Genomic DNA, 14339 nt, shown 5'->3' on the forward strand with positions numbered 1-14339 from the left:
GAGGGCAAGCCTAGCGCTTGAGCGTGACGCCCACCTTGACCCGGTGGGCGTCCTTGGTGCCGTCCACGCTGCTTTCGGACTGGTCATAGTCGTAGTCGGCCGTAACGGCTGTGTGGGTATTGAGCGTGTAGTCCGCGCCCAGGCCCCAGCCGTAGCCCTTCTCTGTCCGCGTGCTGCCGGCAAAGGTGGCCGTGTTCCAATCGGCCGAGGCCCGCAGGGCCAGGCGCGAATTGAGCGCATAGCTGACGTCGCCGGTGACCCCATAGCCAATGCGGGTTGTGCCGCCTGCGCTGGGGCCAGGCGGCGCCACGGTGGTGGCCAGGCCCAGCCGCAGGCGCAGGGTTGGGTCGGGCGTATAGCTCACGCTGGCGTTGTAGAGCTGGGTATTGACCTCGCCCAGGCCCGCTGCGTCGTAGCGGACCATGGCCAGGCCCGTCGAGGCAGTGGCCTCAAGGGTTGTGTTCCAGCGCCCGGTGACACCGCCCTCGAGCGTGGTTGTGGTGGCGTCGGCCCGCACACCCAGGCTCGACGAGGCAAGGTCGAACATGTCGCGGCCGACACCGGCTGCGCCAAACACCTCAAAGATCGGCGTCGCCTGATAGCCGATGCGCAGCTTGGCATCGCTCGACCAGAAGTTCTGTTCGCTATTGTCCTGATTGGCGCCGCTGGTGAGCGTGGTCTGCCCATAGACGCTGCGGCCCAGCGCCCCGGTGACCCCGACATTGAACATGCCGAAGGTGCGCGTGACGCCCAGCTCGCCACTGCCGGTGATGGTCTGGGGCGCCACGGCAATGGTGCTGGCCACGCCCGGTGTGCCCGCCAGGGCGCGGGTGACCGACAGGCTGCCATTGGCGGTCAGCCTGGTCTGGCTGTCGAGCACATAGCCGGTATTGAGGCCCAGCCGGAGGCTGGTGACATCGACCTGCCCCTCCTTGGGCCGGACGAGTTCGGCACTGGCATCGATGCTGATGGCGGACCGTACCCCGGTATGCTTGAGCGTCACCGAGGGCGACACCAGCACGTCAAAGCGTTCGGACTCGGTGGCCTTGGTATAGCTTCCGCGCAGCGACACCGACCAGTCGATGTCAAAGAAGGGATCATAGGGTTCGCGCAACGGCGCATCCTGGGCCAGCGCGGGATTGGTCGGATAGATGCCAGGCGACAGCCGCGCATCCTGCAGCGGCTCGACTGCCCCCTGCGGGGTCAGCGGCCCGGCCAGCGCCGGCGCAGCCAGGCAAAGGGCGCCCAATGCGCTCACCTGCCTCAAACAATGCCGCATTCGCAGGGCCAATTTTCGCTCCGTCCGCCGCAAGACTATCGGCGCGCCGATTCGTGCCCATGGGCGGACTGCCCCGGGCGGGGCGATCCTTCCACCTTATGGTTAATGAATGATTGCCGCCCCCCTAGGGCAGCGGCTCGACCAGCAGCACCGCGCCCTGGCTGCCCACGATGCGCACGCGCTGTCCCACCGGCAGGTCAGGCCCCGCAACACGCCAGACCGTATCGCCCATGGCGACGCGGCCATAGCCCTGCACGATCGCCTGCTCCAGCACCACATCCTGGCCAATGAAGCTGTCTGCACGCTGATTGAGGAACGGGCGATCCGTGCGCGCCGGTCGATTGCGGGCGATGCGCAGCCAGATGGCAATGCCGGCCAGCGACAGCACGCCAAAGATCAGCCATTGCAGCGGCCACGCCAGCGGCTGCAGCATGGTCAGCAGGCCCGTGGCGATGCCGGCAATGCCCATCCAGAGCAGGATCCCGCCGGGCAGGAACAACTCCAGCGCCAGCAGCACCAGCCCCGCAACAATCCAGGACCAGTGTCCATTGACGGCGATGAAGTCGACCAGGGCCATGCCTACCCCCTATTGCGTCGGGCCGGAACTGGGCGGCCGGCTGGGCCGCGCCGCCGTCGGCGCCGTGCCGCCAAAGCTCTCCTTGGCGATTTCGGCAATGCCACCGATGGCGCCAATGATGCTGGAGGCATCAAGCGGCATCATCAGCAGCTTCTGGTTGGGCGAGGTGGCGATCGATTCCAGCGCCTTGATGTAATTGTTGGCGACGAAATAGTTGATGGCCTGCACATTGCCCGAGGCAATCGCGTCGCTGACCATCTGCGTGGCCTTGGCCTCGGCCTCGGCGGAGCGTTCGCGCGCCTCGGCATCGCGGAAGGCGGCCTCGCGCCGGCCCTCGGCTTCCAGCACCTGCGCCTGCTTGGCGCCTTCTGCCTGCAGGATTGCGCTCTGCCGGCGACCTTCGGCCTCCAGGATGGCGGCGCGCTTTTCGCGCTCGGCCTTCATTTGCCGGCCCATGGAATCCACCAGATCCTTGGGCGGATCGATGTCCTTGATTTCGATGCGGGTAATCTTGACGCCCCAGGGCGAGACTGCGGCATCCACCACCGCCAGCAGGCGATGGTTGATCTCGTCGCGGTTGGACAACAGCTCATCGAGGTCCATCGAGCCCATCACCGTGCGGATATTGGTCATGGTGAGGTTGAGGATGGCGTTTTCCAGATTGGACACTTCATAGGCCGCCGCAGCGGCATCCAGGATCTGGTAGAAAGTGACGCCATTGGCCGTGATCGAGGCATTGTCGCGGGTGATCACCTCCTGGTGCGGCACGTCGAGCACCTGTTCCATGACATTGATGCGCTTGCCGATGGAATCGATGAAGGGAACGATCAGGTTCAGCCCCGGCTTGAGCGTGCGGGTATATTTGCCGAAGCGTTCGATGGTGAAATTGTACCCCTGCGGCACCGTCTTGGCGCCCGCGAACAGCACCAGAAGGGCCAGAATGCCCAGGCCAATCAGCGTAATGCTGAGACCATCGAGCCCCATCTCGTTCAAGAAACCCATTCAGATCCTCCCGCACACAATTGGGCACGACACTATGAGCATGCGATCGCCCGCGCAATGATACCCATTGGCACAGGTCGTCGCTGTGGCAACGGTCCGATACCTGCGTCACGGCATGGGAACATTGAGCCGCCGGTCGATGCTGAGCGTGATGGCAATCACGACAAAGGCGAAGATGACCATGCCCAGGGCGATGGCATGGGCCTCGCCCCATTGCAGCCGCTCGACATAGTCATAGAGCGCGATGGCGATGACCTTGGTCTGGCCCGGAATATTGCCGCCGATCATCAGCACCACGCCAAATTCGCCCACTGTGTGGGCAAAGGTCATCACCGCACCGGTAATATAGCCGGGCCGCGCCAGCGGCAGGGCGACGCGCCAGAAGCGCTGCCACCTGCTGGCGCCCAGCGTCGCCGCGGCTTCGAGCGCATCGTCGCCGATGGCGGCAAAGCCATTGCGCAGCGGCTGCACCATGAAGGGCAGCGAATAAAAGATCGAGCCGATGACCAGCCCGGCAAAGGAAAAGGCCAGCGTGCGCCCGCCCCAGAGCCCGGCGATCCAGCCGCCCGGCCCATTGGGGCCCAGCGCAATCAGCAGATAGAACCCCAGCACGGTCGGTGGCAGCACCAGCGGCATGGACACCACCGCGCCCACCAGTTCCCGCACCCGGCTCTGGCTGCGCGCCAGCCACCAGGCGATGGGCGTGCCCACCAGCAGCAGAATCAGCGTGTTGAGCGCGGCCAGGGCGAGCGTCAGGCGGATGGGGATCCAGATATCGTCAACAGTCACGCCGCAGGCTCCACATCACGCGCTCATGGGGCAGCGTAGCCCGCCGCCGTGATGACAGCGAGCGCCCTCTCGCCTCTGAGGAAGGCGAGATAGGCCCTCGCTGCCGGATTGGCCTCCCCCAGCTTGAGCAGCACGGCATCCTGCCGGATGGGCTCATGGAGCTCAGCCGGTACGATCCAGACGCTCGACTTGCCCACCACCTGGCTGGCGGCGACAAAGCCCAGCTCGGCATTGCCCGTCTCGACGAACTGCAGGGTCTGGCTGATGTTCTGGCCGGTCACCAGCCTGGGCGTGACGGCAGTCGTGAGGCCCAGGGCATCGAGCGCCTCCATGGCGACGCGGCCATAAGGTGCTGTTGCCGGGTCGGCGATGGCCAGCTTGTCATACTGCCCATCCTCCAGCACGGCCTTGCCGTCGCTGAGATCAAGCGAGGTGCTGTAGAGGGCCAGAGAGCCCACGGCATAGGTGAACACCGTGCCATCGACAGCAAGTCCATCGCTCACGGCCTTGCTGGGACGCTCGTCATCGGCGGCGAGGAACACCTCGAACGGCGCCCCCTGGCTGATCTGGGTATAGAGCTGACCGGTCGCGCCGAAGCTGTAGCGAACCTCGTGGCCGGTCTCGGCGGTGAACAGCGGCGCCAGGTCTTCGGCCACCTTGGTGAAATTGGCGGCAACAGCAACGCTAACGCTATCGGCGCGGGCAGCGCCGGTCAGTGAGGCGGCGAGCAGGACGGCCAGGGCAAGGATGCGCGTCATGAAGGGCAATTCGATATGGTCATCGGGACATATCGTTTGTGGCAAAGCCGAATGCGCCCGGCAAGCGTTATTTCTGTTCGGACATATCGAAATAGGCCCGCAGTGCCGCGACATCGCCAGCGATAGCCTCGCGCGTCTTGGTCTCCAGCGCGCGATAATGCGCCAGCACGGTTTCCCCCGCCGGTGTGAGATGGGCGCCGCCCTGGCTGGCGCCGCCGCGCGTCGATTCCACCAGTGGCCGCCCGAAGCCGGCATTGAGGGCCTGCACCAGCCCCCAGGCCCGCTTGTAGCTCATGCCCATGGCCTTGCCGGCCGCAGCAATCGAGCCGGTCTGGGCGATCAGCGCCAGCAGGTCCGCCCGCCCCGGCCCGACATAGGCCGTCTCGCTCAGGCTGATCCTGAGATGGGTGAGGCCATCGGGGGGAACCCCGGCCACGTCAACCGCGCAGCGCGCTGGCCTCGCGGGCGAGCGCCTCGATGCGGCCCCAGTCCCCCGACGCCAGCGCATCGGCCGGCATGATCCAGCTGCCGCCCACGCAGATCACATTGGACAGGCCGAGATAGACCTTGGCCTTGGCCGGATCGATGCCGCCGGTGGGGCAGAAAGTGATGTCGGGGAGCGGGGAGGCAAAGGCCTTGAGCACCGGCGCGCCGCCATTGGCTTCGGCCGGGAAGAATTTGAGGAATCCATAGCCGCGCTCGGCCGCCGTCATCGCCTCGCTGGGCGTGGCAATGCCGGGCAGCAGCGGGATGCCGATGTCATCGGCCGCATCGAGAATGCGCGGAGAGATGCCCGGCGACACCATGAAGCGGCAACCGGCATCAACCGACTGCTGCATGTGCAGCGGCGTGCGCACTGTGCCCGAGCCGACAATGGCGCCCGAGACCTTGGCCATTTCTTCCATCACCTTGAGCGCATTGGGCGTGCGCAGCGTGACTTCCAGGATCGGCAGGCCACCGGCAACCAGCGCCTCGGCCAGCGGTCGCGCCTGGCTGACATCGTCGAGAATGATGACCGGCACCACGGGAGCCAGCGACAGGATGGAGCGGATGGCGGCGGTATCTTGTGGCATGGATGGGCCTCTCAAGGATGCGTCTTGGGCAAGGGTTAGGAGCTTGGCAAATTTACTGCAACCCCGTTCATTGAATTGCGCCGCAAAAATCCCTAGGTTCCGCATCGACTTGGGGAGGACCAAAGCCATGGTGCAGACAATCAACGCGATCACGCCCCTCGATGAAGCGCGCACCATACTGGCCGGGCACTTCGACCTGACCTATTCCAAGGCCATTGAACGCAGCACCGCCAAGGTGTTTGACCGTGTGCGCGACAAGATTCCCGAGATTGAATGGCCCTTCTATGCGCCGCTGATCTTCCAGATCAACCGGCTCAAGAAGGAGAAGGATGCGGTGATCCTGGCGCATAATTACCAGACGCCGCAGATCTATCACGGCGTCGCTGACATCGTCGGCGACAGCCTGCAGCTGGCCATCGAGGCCACCAAGGTGACCCAATCGGTGATCGTGCAATGCGGCGTGCATTTCATGGCCGAGACCTCCAAGCTGCTCAACCCCGAAAAGACCGTGCTGATCCCCGACAGCCGCGCCGGCTGCTCGCTGGCCAGCTCCATCACCGTCGAAGACGTGATGGCCATGCGCCAGATGTATCCCGGCGTGCCGGTGGTGACCTATGTGAACACCTCGGCGGCGGTGAAGGCCGTGACCGATGTGTGCTGCACTTCCTCTAATGCGCTCGACATCGTCAACCGCGTCGATGGCGACAGCGTCATCATGATCCCCGATCAGTATCTGGCCAAGAACACCGCCAAGAAGACCAAGAAGAAGGTGATCACCTGGGCCGGCGCCTGCGAGGTGCACGAGACCTTTACCGCCGAGGATATTTCCGAGCTGCGCCACGCCTACCCCACGGCCAAGATCATCGCCCATCCCGAATGCCCGCCCGAGGTGATCGACGCCGTTGATTTTGCCGGCTCGACCGCCGCCATGATCGACTGGGTGAAGTCCACCCGCCCCGCCCGCGTCGTCATGGTCACCGAGTGCTCGATGTCGGACAATGTGGCCAGCGAGACGACCGGGGTCGACTTCCTGCGCGGCTGCAACATCTGCCCGCATATGAAGCGCATCAATCTCGAAAACGTGCTGTGGTCACTCCACACTATGACCGAGGAAGTCACCGTCCCCGCCGAGATCATCGCCCCTGCCCGCCTCGCCGTGGAACGCATGATCGAAATGAGCCGCAAGCGCGACTAGCCGCCCCGGTTGGCGCGCCGTGCAAACGCCAGATGGGCCGGGCTGGGCTGGAACAGCGCCTCGTCGGGCACCAAGAGGCGCCCGCCCGGATGCAGCCGTACCGCCACGGCCCGATCCAAAGCCTGCGGCCGGGCGACAACCACGCTATAGTCATCCTCGATTTCGATGATCCCCGCACGGAAAGCCTTGGCCGCATGCTCTTCCAACGCCAGGAAATTGCTGATCTCGAGCGGCCCGCCCAGGGCACGTGGCCTGATGGCGACCACTTCGAGATGGGGATGGATGAGCCCGACATCGGGCAGGAACTGTTCCCCGGTGATGGCGCAGCGATAGCGGTAGCTCATCAGCACCAGGCGATAGATGGCCTCATAGGCCTCCAGCGGCGCGCCGGCCTCAAAGCCGCGCTGCCCCTCTTCGCTCCACCCCCGGTCATCACGGGACGTCGCCATTGTCAGGCTCCGGGCTTGCTCCGGAGACAACCTTACGGGCAATTACCTAGATTGAGAACTACCAGGACCCGACCATGAGCATTTTCGACAATAGCCTGAATGCCGACGGTGCGCTGATCGTCGGGGCGGGCCTGGCGGGCCTGTTCACCGCCCTCAAGCTGGCGCCACGCCCGGTGACGGTGCTCTCGCCCAAGCCGCTGGGCATGGGCGCCTCTTCGGCCTGGGCCCAGGGCGGCGTCGCGGCAGCCGTGGGCAAGGGCGACAGCAGCCACGCCCATGCGCTGGACACCGAAATGGCTGGCGCCGGCATCGTCGACCACGGCATTGCCGAAAGCGTCACCGCCGAAGCCGCCGCCCGTATCGAGGACCTTGCCCGCTGGGGCACGCCCTTTGATCGCGACGATTTCGGCAATTATGCGCTGGGCAAGGAAGCCGCCCATTCGGCCAATCGCATCGTCAAGGTCGAGGGCGACCGGGCCGGCTGGGCCATCATGCAAGCCATCATCGCCGAAGTGCGCCGCACGCCGTCCATCCGCGTGGTGGAAGGCATTACCGCGCTGAGCCTGGCGCGGGACAATGGCCGCATCGTCGGCGTCTTCGGTCGGCGCCTGGGCGACCGCTATTCCGAGCCGGTGTTCATCCGTGCCCGCGCCACTGTTCTGGCCGCCGGCGGGCTGGGCGGGCTCTATGCTGTCACCACCAATCCCCCCGGCGTACGTGGTCATGCCATGGGCATGGCCGCCCGCGCCGGTGCTCTGATTGCCGACGCCGAATTCGTGCAGTTCCACCCCACCGCCATCGCCACCGGCGCAGATCCGGCCCCGCTGGCCACCGAGGCCTTGCGCGGCGAAGGTGCCATTCTGGTTAATGATCTGGGCGAGCGCTTCATGCCCGCCATTCATCCCGACGCCGAACTGGCCCCGCGCGACATTGTCGCCCGCGCCAACTTCCGACAGATCCAGTCGGGGCGAAAAGTGTTCCTCGATACCCGCCAGGTGCTGGGCGCCGATATCCTGACCCGCTTCCCCACTGTCGCCCAATACTGCCTCGACGCCGGCATCGACCCTGTCGCCGGCATGATCCCGGTGACCCCGGCAGCGCATTTCCACATGGGCGGCGTCAAGGTGGATGAGCGCGGTCGCTCGTCCCTCCCCGGCCTCTGGGTCTGCGGCGAGGCCAGTTGCACGGGCCTGCATGGCGCCAATCGCCTGGCCTCCAACTCGCTGCTCGAAGCCACCGTCTATGGCGCCCGCATTGCCGAGGATATCAGCGGGCTCGAGCCGGTGCGCAGCCTCTTGCCCTTCAAGGGCATCGAATGGGACGAGGCCGAAGGCGCCAAGGCCGAACAGGTGCTGCGCGACCTGCCCGCCGTGCAGGAGCTGCGCCGCGTCATGACCGATCTCGTGGGCGTTGAGCGTGACGCCACCGGCCTGCGGGCGGCGCTGCGCGCAATCGCCCGGCTCGAAGCCACGGCCGAGCATGTGACCAGCGCCTATCTCAACATGACCACATCAGCCACGCTTGTGGCTGCGGCGGCACTCAAGCGCACCGAAAGCCGGGGTGGCCACTTCCGCACCGACTTCCCCCAGACCGACGAAACCTGGGAGCACCACACCACCATGGGGCTCGACGAGGCGCTGGCCATCCGTGCCGGGGCTTGACGGAAGAACGCGAAGCCAAGCGCGCCTGGAAACTGGCCGAGCTGAAGAAGGCGCTACAGGAAGGCCTTGATAGCGGCGAACCCGAGCGGTGGGACAGCGCCGACGCCACCAAGGCCGAAGGGCGCCGCATCCTGCACGCCGCCCGGGACATCGGCCCCGACCTTCTGGCCGAGTGATCACTCTGCCAAGAGATACGTCGCCACCGCGGCGCGATCCTCGGCCGTCCAGTGCGATGTGCCATCGCTGATGACCTCGCCCATGGCGCCGCCGAGCACGTCAAACCCCGGCGTGAAGCCATCTTCGAGCGTCTGCGCCAGGCTGGCCACGTCATAGCCGGCCTCGACAAGCGCATCGCGCGTCAGGGACGGCGCCTTGCCGCCCGTGCCGCCCGGTGAACCGGTCAGCAGCGCGCTGCGATCAACCGCGCCCAGGGCATTGCGCGGGGAGTGGCAGGCCACGCAATGGGCCGGGCCCATCACCAGATATTTGCCGCGATTATAGACCTCGGACTGCGCCGGATCCGGCTCGAAGCGCCCCGGTGAGAAGAACAGGTTCTTCCAGCCCGACATGGCTAGGCGGATATTGAACGGGAACGGAATGTCGCTGTCCGCTGCCGGCGTGCTCACCGGTTCGGTGGCCATCAACGCGGCATAGAGATCGACAATGTCCTGGTCGCTCATCAGCGTATAGTTCTCATAGGGGAAGGCGGGGTAGAGATTGCCCTGCGGCCCCATGCCATTGCTCATGGCATCATCAAACTGCGCCAGCGTCCACTTGCCGATCCCGGCGTCGGGATCGGATGTGATATTGGGCGGCACGAATGTGCCGAACGGGGTGCTGAGGCCTCTGCCCCCGGCCAGGAACCCGGTGCCGGCCTGATTGTTGGTGTGGCAGGCCACGCAACCCCCGACGCGGATCAGGTAATTGCCGCGCTCGACATCACCCACCAGCGTCAGGTCGCGCGCCGGGCCGGTCACCGGCTTGAGCATATAGGCCGCAACCCCGACCCCCAGCACGGCCACGATCGCCACCGCCCATGTCCAACGTCGCATCTCGTCGCCCCCATAACCGTCCGGGCGATACAAACAGACGATGGCACCGGATGCAATCAGACGGCGATCACGTCCCCGCCAGATCGAGCAGGGCGGCGATCTTGTCCTCGCGCGTTTCGGCCACCAGGCGTCCGAGTTCCGTCGTGCCGCGCATCAGCACCAGCGTCGAGCGGCGCGGGATGGCCAGGCTCTTGGCGAGTTCGCCATTGCCATAGGTGTCCCAATCCACCCGCACGATCGGAATGGCGGCATATTTGGCTTCCGCCTTGGTCAGGTCATCCAGCACCCGCTGCTGCGCCGCGCAGGTAACACACCAGCTGGCGTAGAAGTCGAGCAGATAGGGCTTGCCCCAGGCCTGCAGCTTGCTGAGGTTCTCCTGCGAATAGTCGGCGATTTCGAGGGCAGCGGCCGGCGGAACAAGCGCCGAGGTGGCGGCAAGCCCTGCCATCAGGGCCAGGACTGTGCGGCGGTCGAGATTGGTCATCTTGAACTCCAAGGTTGCTAGAGGCTGACGGAAAATTCGGTGAACCAGCTGGGCAGCGTGGTCAGCGCCCAGCCCTCCACCACGCGGTCGAGATGAAAGATGATGGCCAGCCCCACCACGACCAGGCCCACGCCCAGGATCGTCTTGGCATGCGGCGTGATGGCCGAGAGTGCGGCGCGACGGCTGGCAATGAGCGAACGGGCACCATAGGACAGCGCCAGCATGACCGTGGCTGCGCCGGCTGAGAACATCACCATGATGGCAAAGGCCAGCAGCAGGTTTTCCCCCTGCGCGGCCAGGCCGATGGCGCCACCCAGCGTCGGGCCGATGCAAGGCGACCAGGCCAGGCCCAGAAGCGCCCCGGCGACAAACTCGCCGCCCAGCCCACGCCCCTCCACCTGCCCCATCAGCTGCGTGCCACCGGTGGCGGCGGCGCCGGCCAGGCGCGAGAAGCCCATCTGCGCCTGGGGCACCAGTTGCACCAGGCCAAAGGCCACCATCAGCCAGCCCGCGCCGACCGTGATCTGGTCCTGCGTCAGGCCCGTGGCCCGCGTCAGCGCGAATATGGAGATGCCCGCCAGCGTGAAACTCACCGCCAGCCCCGATGCCATGGCCAGCGGCCCCAGGGGATGGCGCGCCACCGAGCCGGCCGCAACAAGCGGCAGCAGCGGCAGCACGCAGGGGTTGAGCAGCGTCAGCAGTCCTGCGGCATAGGCGACAATCAGTTCAAACACGGCATGGCCCCGTCATCCGCTGTTGCAGAAGATACGCATGCCATTCGCGTTTGGACCCGCCGGGGTTACAGCGGGTTCATCACCTCGTCGTGACCAGCCCCCTTCAGGCGCCCAGGACGGCGTCGACTTCAGCGCGGGTCGGCGGCTTGCACCCCTTGCGGCCACAGTTGATGCCGGCAACCACCGCGCCATAGCGCAGCATCTCGGCCAGTTGCCCATCATCGAGCTGCCCCAGGCCATCTGCATTCAACAGGCCGCGTTCACTGAGCCAGGAGAGCGTGCCGGCCATCAGGCTGTCGCCGGCCCCAACCGTGTCGCCAAACACCGGCGGCTTGTAGATGGCCGCATTGGCCGTGCCCTTCGCCGTGAAGGCGCGCGAGCCCTTGTCGCCCAGGGTCACGATCACCAGCTGGCAATTGGGCCGCGCCAGCAAGTCGGCAGCATGCTGGTCGATGCTCTTGGCACTGTCGAGTGCCTCGAGATCCTCCTCGGACACCTTGACCAGATGCGCCAGATCGAGGAAGCGAGACAGCCGCGCCTTGTAGCCGGCAAAATCATCGACCAGGCTCGGCCGCACATTGGGGTCGATCGAGATCGTCGCGCCCTTGGCCACCGCTGCGTTGACCACCTTGAGCCAGGCCTCGGCCTCGTCCGGCTTGATCGGGCAGAAGCCGCCGATCTGATAGACCTCGAGCTTTTCGGGCAGCGCGGCAATGGCCTTGTCGGCGTCAATGGCGCCATCGGCGGCACGGTAGAAACCGTAGCGCGCATTGTGATTGGCGTCGAAATTGATCACGGCAAGCGTGGTGTATTCCTTGACGCGCTCAGCCAGCAACGGCGTCACGCCCGCTGCATTGAGCGGCCCCAGCAGATAGTCGCCGAAGGCGTCGGCCGAGATCGGGCACAGAAAGCCGGTGTCATTGCCCAGCTTGGCCAGGGCAATCGCGCAATTATAGGGGGAACCACCCGGATGGGCCGTCATGACGATCTGGTTTTCGCCATCGCGCCCGATCACGTCGCCGCCAGGCAGCACAACCTCGGCCTTGAGATCGATCAGGCTTTCGCCACCCACCACGAACATGCAAATCCTCCTCAAGCCGGCGCGCCCTGCGCATTTGCCAGCGACATATCACTTTTGCCCAGCCTGTCACCAGTGCGTCCACCGCGGGCTACGACAAATCTGGATACAGAATGCCCTTGGCATCACCCTTTGTGTTGACCTGATGCCGCGATGCTGTGCAATCCTAGTGCAAAGCCACCAGCGCGGGATTTAACCCGCCAGAAGGGCAATAGGCATCAGGAGGATAATGTGCAGGCACTGGCCACGCTTGTGCGCGCGATAAGCGCACTGAACAAATGGGTTGGTGAGGCGCTCTCCTGGCTCGCACTGGTGTGCGTCCTGGTCTGTTTCACCGTGGTCGTGCAGCGCTATGTGTTCAGCACCAGCACTTTGTGGATGCAGGATCTCTATGTCTGGGTCAGCGGCGCCATGTTCACCGGCGTCGCCGGCTTTGCCCTGATGCGCGACGATCATGTGCGCGTCGATATTTTCTATCGGCCGGCCTCGGTTCGCCGCAAGGCCATGGCTGATCTCTTCGGCGTCGCCGTCTTCCTGCTGCCCTTCATGTATGTGGTCTTCCACTATGGCTGGCCGGCCATCGCCCGCTCCTGGAGCTATTACGAGGCCTCCAGCAATGTCGGCGGCATGCCGGGACTGTTCGTGCTCAAGAGCTTCATCCTGGTCTTTGCGGCCCTGGTGGGCCTGCAGGGCATTGCCATGGCGGCCCGCGCCATCCTGGTGCTGGCGGGTGAGGAAGACCGCCTGCCCCCCCACCTGCGCTATGCCCGTGACAGCCATGTGGAGACCGCCCTGTGAGCCAGATCCTGATTGGCGAAATCCTCGCCTGCCTGATGTTCGTGGGCGTGATCGGCGTCTTGCTGATCGGCTTTCCCGTCGCCTTCTCCCTCGCCGGCACCGCCCTGATCTTCGGCCTCGTCGGCTGGCTCCTGGGGGTCTATGACCCCTCCAACTATGGCTCGCTCATTGGCCGCTACATCGGGCTGATGAGCAGCGAAACCCTGGTGGCGGTGCCGCTCTTCGTCTTCATGGGCGTGATGCTGGAGCGCTCCGGCATTGCCGAACGCCTGCTGCTGACCATGGGCAAGCTCTTTGGCAATCTGCGCGGCGGCCTGGGCATCTCGGTCATCCTGGTGGGCGCCATGCTGGCCGCCTCCACCGGCGTCGTCGGCGCCACGGTGGTCACCATGGGCCTGATCTCCCTGCCCGCCATGCTGCGCGCCGGCTATGATCCCAAGCTGGCCACCGGCGTCATCTGCGCTTCGGGCACGCTGGGCCAGATCATCCCGCCCTCGACCGTGCTGATCTTCATGGGCGACATGCTCTCGGGCATCAATGCCCAGGTGCAGATGGAAAAGGGCAATTTCGCGCCCGAACCCGTCTCGGTCGGCGCCCTCTTTGCCGGTGCGCTGCTGCCGGGCATCCTGCTGGTGGGGCTCTATCTGGTCTGGGTGATCTTCAAGGCAATCACCGACCCCAAATCCGCCCCCGCCACGCCGGTGCCCGCCCCCGAGAAAAAGGACCTGGGCCGCGAAGTCATGGTGGCGCTGGTACCCCCGCTGCTGCTGATCGTGGCCGTGCTCGGCTCCATCCTGGGCGGCATTGCCACCCCGACCGAAGCCGCCTCCGTCGGCTCGGTTGGCGCCATCGTTCTGGCCATCGCCAACCGCAAGTTCACCGTGTCGATCCTGCGTCAGGCCGTGGTCTCGACCGCCACCATCACCTCGATGGTGTTCATCATCCTGTTCGGCGCCGCTGTGTTCTCGGTGGTGTTCCGCATGATGGGCGGCGACAATCTGGTGCACGCCTTCCTCTCCAACATGCCGGGCGGCGCCTTGGGGGCCACCATCATCGTGATGGCCATCATGTTCCTGCTGGGCTTTATCCTGGACACCTTCGAGATCATCTTCATCGTCATCCCCATCACCGCACCGGTGCTGCTGACGCTGGGTGTCGACCCGATCTGGCTGGGCGTGATGGTGGGGGTGAACCTGCAGACCAGCTTCCTCACCCCGCCCTTCGGCTTTGCCCTGTTCTATCTGCGCGGGGTTGCGCCCTCGGGCGTGCGCACCGGCATGATCTACCGCGGCGTGGTGCCCTTTGTGGCCCTTCAGATCGTGGGCCTGGCCCTGCTCTTCATCTTCCCCCAGCTGGTCACCTGGTTGCCGGGCGTGCTCTACAAATAGGCCGAGAGCGGCCAGCAAAAAG

General features: G+C 65.4%; 17 protein-coding genes. 5 read left to right on the top strand and 12 right to left on the bottom strand.

Going from position 1 to position 14339, the window contains the following annotated elements; all coding sequences use genetic code 11:
- Window positions 1-10: 10 nt before the first annotated feature.
- The 7 genes from K1177_RS12365 to eda all read right to left on the bottom strand — a co-directional run bounded on the left by K1177_RS12365 (window position 11) and on the right by eda (window position 5478).
- On the bottom strand, window positions 11-1249 hold the full coding sequence (locus tag K1177_RS12365) for an outer membrane beta-barrel protein (protein WP_224703584.1): 1239 nt from the start codon (window positions 1247-1249) through the stop codon (window positions 11-13).
- 154 nt (window positions 1250-1403) lie between these two features.
- Window positions 1404-1856, bottom strand: coding sequence for an NfeD family protein (locus K1177_RS12370; protein WP_224703585.1), 453 nt, complete (start codon window positions 1854-1856; stop codon window positions 1404-1406).
- 9 nt (window positions 1857-1865) lie between these two features.
- Complete coding sequence (locus K1177_RS12375) at window positions 1866-2840, bottom strand: SPFH domain-containing protein (RefSeq protein ID WP_224703753.1); 975 nt, start codon at window positions 2838-2840, stop codon at window positions 1866-1868.
- Between the two features lie 126 nt (window positions 2841-2966).
- Complete coding sequence (modB, locus tag K1177_RS12380; RefSeq protein WP_224703586.1) at window positions 2967-3647, bottom strand: molybdate ABC transporter permease subunit; 681 nt, start codon at window positions 3645-3647, stop codon at window positions 2967-2969.
- A gap of 23 nt (window positions 3648-3670) precedes the next feature.
- Window positions 3671-4405 (bottom strand): molybdate ABC transporter substrate-binding protein, encoded by a 735-nt coding sequence (modA, locus tag K1177_RS12385; protein ID WP_224703587.1) that lies wholly within the window; start codon window positions 4403-4405, stop codon window positions 3671-3673.
- A gap of 67 nt (window positions 4406-4472) precedes the next feature.
- A complete protein-coding gene (locus K1177_RS12390) occupies window positions 4473-4841 on the bottom strand; it encodes a winged helix-turn-helix domain-containing protein (protein WP_224703588.1) in 369 nt (122 codons plus the stop codon).
- Between the two features lies 1 nt (window position 4842).
- Complete coding sequence (gene eda / locus K1177_RS12395; protein WP_224703589.1) at window positions 4843-5478, bottom strand: bifunctional 4-hydroxy-2-oxoglutarate aldolase/2-dehydro-3-deoxy-phosphogluconate aldolase; 636 nt, start codon at window positions 5476-5478, stop codon at window positions 4843-4845.
- Between the two features lie 127 nt (window positions 5479-5605).
- Between eda and nadA the strand changes: the two genes are divergently transcribed.
- Window positions 5606-6673, top strand: a complete 1068-nt coding sequence (gene nadA, locus K1177_RS12400; protein WP_224703590.1) for a quinolinate synthase NadA — start codon at window positions 5606-5608, stop codon at window positions 6671-6673.
- Here nadA and K1177_RS12405 read toward each other — a convergent pair.
- Window positions 6670-7122, bottom strand: coding sequence for a hypothetical protein (locus K1177_RS12405; protein WP_224703591.1), 453 nt, complete (start codon window positions 7120-7122; stop codon window positions 6670-6672). The genes nadA and K1177_RS12405 overlap by 4 nt on opposite strands.
- A 74-nt stretch (window positions 7123-7196) precedes the next feature.
- On the opposite strand from K1177_RS12405, the gene K1177_RS12410 reads away from it, so the two are divergent.
- Together K1177_RS12410 and K1177_RS12415 are read left to right on the top strand one after the other, a co-directional pair.
- Entirely contained in the window at window positions 7197-8783 is a 1587-nt protein-coding gene (locus tag K1177_RS12410) for an L-aspartate oxidase (protein ID WP_224703592.1), read from the top strand.
- Window positions 8780-8959, top strand: coding sequence for a hypothetical protein (locus K1177_RS12415; RefSeq protein ID WP_224703593.1), 180 nt, complete (start codon window positions 8780-8782; stop codon window positions 8957-8959). The genes K1177_RS12410 and K1177_RS12415 overlap by 4 nt, the downstream gene beginning before the upstream one ends.
- Here the strand turns inward: K1177_RS12415 and K1177_RS12420 are convergent, their stop codons facing one another.
- From K1177_RS12420 to K1177_RS12435, 4 genes are all read right to left on the bottom strand, one after another.
- Window positions 8960-9835, bottom strand: a complete 876-nt coding sequence (locus K1177_RS12420; protein ID WP_224703594.1) for a cytochrome c — start codon at window positions 9833-9835, stop codon at window positions 8960-8962.
- Between the two features lie 67 nt (window positions 9836-9902).
- Window positions 9903-10319 carry a thioredoxin family protein gene (locus K1177_RS12425; protein WP_224703595.1) on the bottom strand — a complete coding sequence of 139 codons (417 nt, stop codon included), beginning with the start codon at window positions 10317-10319 and terminating at the stop codon, window positions 9903-9905.
- A gap of 17 nt (window positions 10320-10336) precedes the next feature.
- Window positions 10337-11053 (bottom strand): cytochrome c biogenesis CcdA family protein, encoded by a 717-nt coding sequence (locus K1177_RS12430; RefSeq protein ID WP_224703596.1) that lies wholly within the window; start codon window positions 11051-11053, stop codon window positions 10337-10339.
- Between the two features lie 103 nt (window positions 11054-11156).
- Window positions 11157-12134, bottom strand: coding sequence for a carbohydrate kinase family protein (locus K1177_RS12435; RefSeq protein WP_224703597.1), 978 nt, complete (start codon window positions 12132-12134; stop codon window positions 11157-11159).
- A gap of 228 nt (window positions 12135-12362) precedes the next feature.
- Here K1177_RS12435 and K1177_RS12440 point away from each other — a divergent pair, with 228 nt between their 5' ends.
- The gene (locus K1177_RS12440; RefSeq protein ID WP_224703598.1) at window positions 12363-12929 is read left to right on the top strand and encodes a TRAP transporter small permease subunit; all 567 of its coding nucleotides are present in this window, start codon (window positions 12363-12365) and stop codon (window positions 12927-12929) included.
- Window positions 12926-14317: a TRAP transporter large permease gene (locus K1177_RS12445; RefSeq protein ID WP_224703599.1), complete on the top strand. Its 1392-nt coding sequence runs from the start codon at window positions 12926-12928 to the stop codon at window positions 14315-14317. The genes K1177_RS12440 and K1177_RS12445 overlap by 4 nt, the downstream gene beginning before the upstream one ends.
- The last annotated feature ends 22 nt before the right edge of the window (window positions 14318-14339 follow it).

It is taken from the genome of Devosia aquimaris, assembly GCF_020169335.1.
Lineage (GTDB): Bacteria > Pseudomonadota > Alphaproteobacteria > Rhizobiales > Devosiaceae > Devosia > Devosia aquimaris.